Source organism: Cellulomonas iranensis NBRC 101100 = JCM 18110, from assembly GCF_001552375.1.
GTDB classification, from domain to species: Bacteria; Actinomycetota; Actinomycetes; order Actinomycetales; family Cellulomonadaceae; genus Cellulomonas; species Cellulomonas iranensis.
In genome coordinates this window covers 1-3,537 of sequence record NZ_BCRB01000158.1, presented here as the reverse complement: position 1 = coordinate 3,537, position 3,537 = coordinate 1, and the positions used below count along the sequence as shown (strand labels likewise).

Annotated in this window: 3 protein-coding genes and 1 pseudogene; all 4 read left to right on the top strand. The window is 76.3% G+C overall.

Annotated elements, in window-relative coordinates; all coding sequences use genetic code 11:
* Positions 1-1,095, top strand: a 1,095-nt coding sequence (locus CS2_RS17905; RefSeq protein ID WP_174524320.1) for a dihydroxy-acid dehydratase domain-containing protein, incomplete at its 5' end; no start/stop codon positions are given.
* 227 nt (positions 1,096-1,322) lie between these two features.
* Entirely contained in the window at positions 1,323-2,186 is an 864-nt protein-coding gene (locus tag CS2_RS17900) for a hypothetical protein (RefSeq protein ID WP_070320985.1), read from the top strand.
* A 57-nt stretch (positions 2,187-2,243) separates the two neighbouring features.
* Positions 2,244-2,519: a hypothetical protein gene (locus CS2_RS17895; RefSeq protein WP_070320984.1), complete on the top strand. Its 276-nt coding sequence runs from the start codon at positions 2,244-2,246 to the stop codon at positions 2,517-2,519.
* Between the two features lie 169 nt (positions 2,520-2,688).
* A pseudogene (locus CS2_RS17890) lies at positions 2,689-3,537 on the top strand (hypothetical protein); the annotation flags it as partial.

Here is a 3,537-nt window from a genome sequence, read left to right as displayed (position 1 = left end):
GGCGCGTGCGGCGGCATGTACACCGCGAACACCATGGCGTCCGTCGCCGAGGCCATGGGCATGTCGCTGCCCGGCTCGGCCGCGCCGCCGTCGGCCGACCGTCGGCGCGACCAGTACGCGCAGCGCTCGGGCGAGGCCGTGGTCGAGCTGCTGCGCCGCGGCATCACCGCGCGGCAGATCATGACCAAGGAGGCGTTCGAGAACGCGATCGCTGTCGTCATGGCGTTCGGCGGGTCCACCAACGCCGTGCTGCACCTGCTGGCCATCGCGCACGAGGCCGAGGTCGACCTCACGCTCGACGACTTCAGCCGCGTCGCCGCGAAGGTGCCGCACCTGGGCGACCTCAAGCCGTTCGGCCGGTACGTCATGAACGACGTCGACCGCGTCGGCGGCGTGCCCGTCGTCATGAAGGCGCTGCTCGACGCGGGGCTCCTGCACGGCGACTGCCTCACCGTCACGGGGCGCACCGTCGCCGAGAACCTCGCCGACATCGCGCCGCCCGACCCCGACGGCAAGATCCTGCGCGCGCTCGACGACCCGATCCACCGCACGGGCGGCATCACGATCCTCTCGGGCTCGCTTGCCCCCGAGGGCGCGGTCGTGAAGTCCGCGGGCTTCGACTCCGACGTGTTCGAGGGCACCGCGCGCGTCTTCGAGCGCGAGCGGGCCGCGCTCGACGCGCTCGAGGACGGCACGATCCAGGCCGGCGACGTCGTCGTCATCCGCTACGAGGGCCCCAAGGGCGGCCCCGGCATGCGCGAGATGCTCGCCATCACCGGGGCGATCAAGGGCGCGGGCCTCGGCAAGGACGTGCTGCTCGTGACCGACGGCCGGTTCTCGGGCGGCACGACGGGCCTGTGCGTCGGGCACATCGCGCCCGAGGCCGTCGACGCCGGACCGATCGCGTTCGTGCGCGACGGCGACCGCATCCGCCTCGACGTCGCGCACGCGACGCTCGACCTGCTCGTCGACGACGCCGAGCTCGCGGCCCGCCGCGAGGGCTGGACGCCGCTCGCACCCCGGTACACGCGCGGCGTGCTCGGCAAGTACCAGAAGCTCGTGCAGTCCGCGTCGAAGGGTGCCGTGCTCGGCTGAGCGCGGCGCCGGCCGTCGGCGCCGTGGCCGTCGCCGGTGCCGTCCGCGCGCGAGCCCGGCGCGGCGTCACCGCTGGTCGGATCGGGTGAAAGCGTGTCCGAAACCGTCCGGGAACGTCCGGGAGGGGTGAACCGCCCGCGCGCGTCGGACAGACTCCGACAGATGCACACGGACCGCACGGGCCGCCACGGCGCGCCCGCACCCAGCCCTGACGTGAGGGGGACCCCGTGCTGCGGGTGACCCTGCGCGGCGTCGGCGTGCCCACCGTCGTGCTCGGGTCCGGCGAGACGCTGCTCGTCGGCCGCGACCCGCACGCCGCGCTCCCGGACGCCGACGCGGACGCCGCGCTGCGCAGCACCGCGCTGACCCTGCCGCGCGCCGCACCGCACGTGTCGCGGCTCGTCGGCGAGATCGTCGTGGGGGAGGAGGTCGTGCGGCTGCGCTGGCGCGGCTCGACCGAGGCCCAGCTCTCGAGCCTGTTCGACGCGCCCGGCGGCGCGCGCCGCGTCGCGCTCACCGACGGCATGGCCGCGCTGCTCGACGAGGGCGAGAACCACGTGCTGCTGCTGCGGGGGCGGCAGACCGCCCCGGGGCAGTACACCGACCTCGTGCTCGTCGTCGACGTGTCGGTGCCCGCCGAGCCCGACGCGGGCCCCGCGTGGGTGCCCGAGCACGACCCCGACGGCGCCGTGACCGCACCCGCGCCGCGCCTCGAGCGCTGGTCCCGCGAGTGGTACGTCGCGCTCGCGCTCGCCGAGCCGTGGCTCGTCGGCGACGACGACTACCCGCGGCCTGCGTCGAACCGCGAGATCTACGAGCGCGTGCTCGCGTGGCGCGGGCACGCGTGGAACCTCGAGCGCGCGCAGCGCGTCGACGACGCGATCCGCGTGGTCGCGCGCATGGCGTTCGGCCCCGCCGACGACCCGTTCGCCCAGGCCGGCGGCCGCGCGCAGAACGTGCGGTTCGCGGTCGCGCGCCGTGCGGCCGAGGTGCGGCTCGTCACGGCCGACGACCTGGCCGTCGTGGAGGCCGCGCGCGTCCGCGGCGCGGGCCTCAACCCGGAAGGTTCCACCCCCGGCGCCCTGTCCTGAGCGCCCGCGCGCTGCCTAGCGTGCCGGGCACCGGCCCGACGACGCGAGGAGCACGCCATGTACGACAAGAGCACCTTCCACGGCATCGACCCGCAGTACAGCCGCCAGCAGGCCCGCGCGATGCAGACGGGTGCGGGCGACCTCGACCGCATCGTCGGGCAGATCGGCTCGCTGCTGAGCCAGGTCCAGTGGTCCGGGCCGGGCGCGCAGCGGTTCCTCGGCGAGTGGGACGGCGCGCTGCGCCCCGAGTTGCAGGCCGCCGCCGAGAACATCCGCACCAACGCGGTCGAGCTCGACCGGCGTGCCCAGATGCAGGAGGACGCGAGCCGCTGACCGGCCGCGCGGCGGAACCTTCCACCCCGCCGACGCTGGCCGGGCCGCCCGCCCGCTCCCTAGCGTCGAGACAGCGCCGACGCCCCGCACCCCGGCGCACCGCAGCGCCTCGCACGACCCACCCGCAGCAGCCCCGCCGGACCGTCCGGCCCACCGCAGGAGGCACCCGATGACCCAGCTCCAGCAGAGCGGCACGTTCCGCGGGTCCGACGTCGACGGGCTCGACCGCATCGTGCGGACCATGACCGACGCGGCCGAGTTCGCCGACGACGTCGTCACCGCGCTGCGCGTGCTCGCCGCGGCGCTCGAGGCGATGTCGTGGACCGGCTGGGCGGCCGCGTTCGCCCGCTACCTGCGCGCCGTGGTCATCCCGTGGGTCCAGACCGTCGCCAAGTACCTGCGCGGCTTCGCCCAGGTGCTCGCGCTGGTCTCGCAGACGCAGAAGGACACGAGCGCGGACACCCCGACCGTGCACATCCCCGACGCGCGGTTCACGCCCGTGCAGCTGCCGAAGGCCTCGACCGTGAACGCGCCCGTGCTCGCGGCGCCCGACCCGGCGGTGCGGCCCTCGCAGCCCGGCGGCGGTGCGGCCGGTGCCGGTGCGCAGGTCGTCGTGCCGGTGTCGATCGGCTCGATCACGGTGCACGTCAACGGCGCCGGCGGCGGGGGAGCGGGCGTCACGACGCCCACCGCACCCGTGGCCCGCACCGAGCCCGGCGGCGGTGCGACCGGTGCCGGCAGCACCGGTGTCTCCGCGGGCTCGATCGCGACCGGCATCGTCAAGGACCCGGGCGGCACGCTCGGCCAGGTCGTCGGCGGCGTCGTCGGCGGGGCCGTCGGCCACGCGGTCGGCGGCGGCACGTTCGGCGAGCGCATCGGTGCGGCCGTCGCCGACGAGGTCGCCGGGCGGATCTCCGGCGGCTCGGGCGGCGCGTCCGGCGGCGGCGCGCCGGTGCCCCCGGCCCCCGCCGCGATCGGCGGACCCGTCGAGGCGGGCGGGGCCACGGGCGGCGGCACG